Source organism: Arthrobacter sp. 9V, assembly GCF_902506065.1.
Classification (GTDB): Bacteria; Actinomycetota; Actinomycetes; order Actinomycetales; family Micrococcaceae; genus Arthrobacter.
Genome location: NZ_LR732930.1, coordinates 1 through 1,008, shown reverse-complemented (window position 1 = coordinate 1,008; position 1,008 = coordinate 1). Strand labels below are relative to the sequence as shown.

General features: G+C 71.2%; 1 protein-coding gene. It reads left to right on the top strand.

Going from position 1 to position 1,008, the window contains the following annotated elements; genetic code table 11:
- Positions 1-1,005 (top strand): glycerol-3-phosphate dehydrogenase/oxidase (locus BACI9J_RS22425; RefSeq protein ID WP_159736625.1); only part of this gene is annotated, 1,005 nt, incomplete at its 5' end.
- Between the last annotated feature and the right edge of the window lie 3 nt (positions 1,006-1,008).

Here is a 1,008-nt window from a genome sequence, read left to right as displayed (position 1 = left end):
TCCTTCTTGAGCCCGGGCATGTTCCTGCGCACCGAGAAGAGCGTCCTGTTCGTCATCCCGTGGGGCCGGCACTGGCTGGTCGGCACGACCGACACCGACTGGTACCTCGACAAGGCGCACCCGGCGGCGACCGCGGCGGACATCGACTACATCCTCGAGCACGTCAACAAGGTGCTCGCCGTCCCGCTGACCCGCGAGGACGTCGAGGGCGTCTACGCCGGCCTCCGCCCGCTGCTGGCGGGGGAGTCCGACCAGACGTCGAAGCTCAGCCGCGAACACGTCGTCGCGCACACCGTGCCCGGGCTCGTCGTCGTCGCCGGCGGCAAGTGGACGACGTACCGCGTGATGGGCAAGGACGCGATCGACGAGGCCGTCGCTGCCATGGACGGCAGGATCCCGGAGTCGACGACCGAGGACATCCCGCTCCTCGGCGCGGAGGGCTACCCGGCCGCGTGGAACCGACGCGCCCGCACCGCACGGAGCTGCAACGTGCACAAGGTCCGGATCGAGCACCTGCTCAACCGGTACGGCACCCTCGCGACCGAGGTGCTGCAGCTCGTCGAGCAGGACCCCGCGCTGGCCGAACCCCTACCCGGGGCCGACGACTACATCGGCGCCGAGGTCGTGTACGCCGCCTCGCACGAGGGCGCCCTGCACCTGGAGGACGTCCTTGCCCGCCGCACCCGCATCTCCATCGAGGCCTGGGACCGCGGCGAGTCAGCGGCGCCCGTCGCCGCGAAGCTCATGGCGGACGTGCTCGGGTGGGACCAGGAGACGACCGAGCACGAGGTCGCGAACTACCTGAAGCGCGTCGCCGCAGAACGGGAGTCGCAGCTGCAGCCCGACGACGAGAGCGCGGACCGCGTGCGGCTCGAGGCCCCGGACATCGCGTTCGGCTTCGACGAGGACGACGTGGTCGTGGGTGGCGGCCGTTCGGACGGCGCGGAGGGCGCGAAGGCGTCCGACGAGCAGGTCATCGGCGAGAAGACGAGCGAGCCGGAGTGAGGA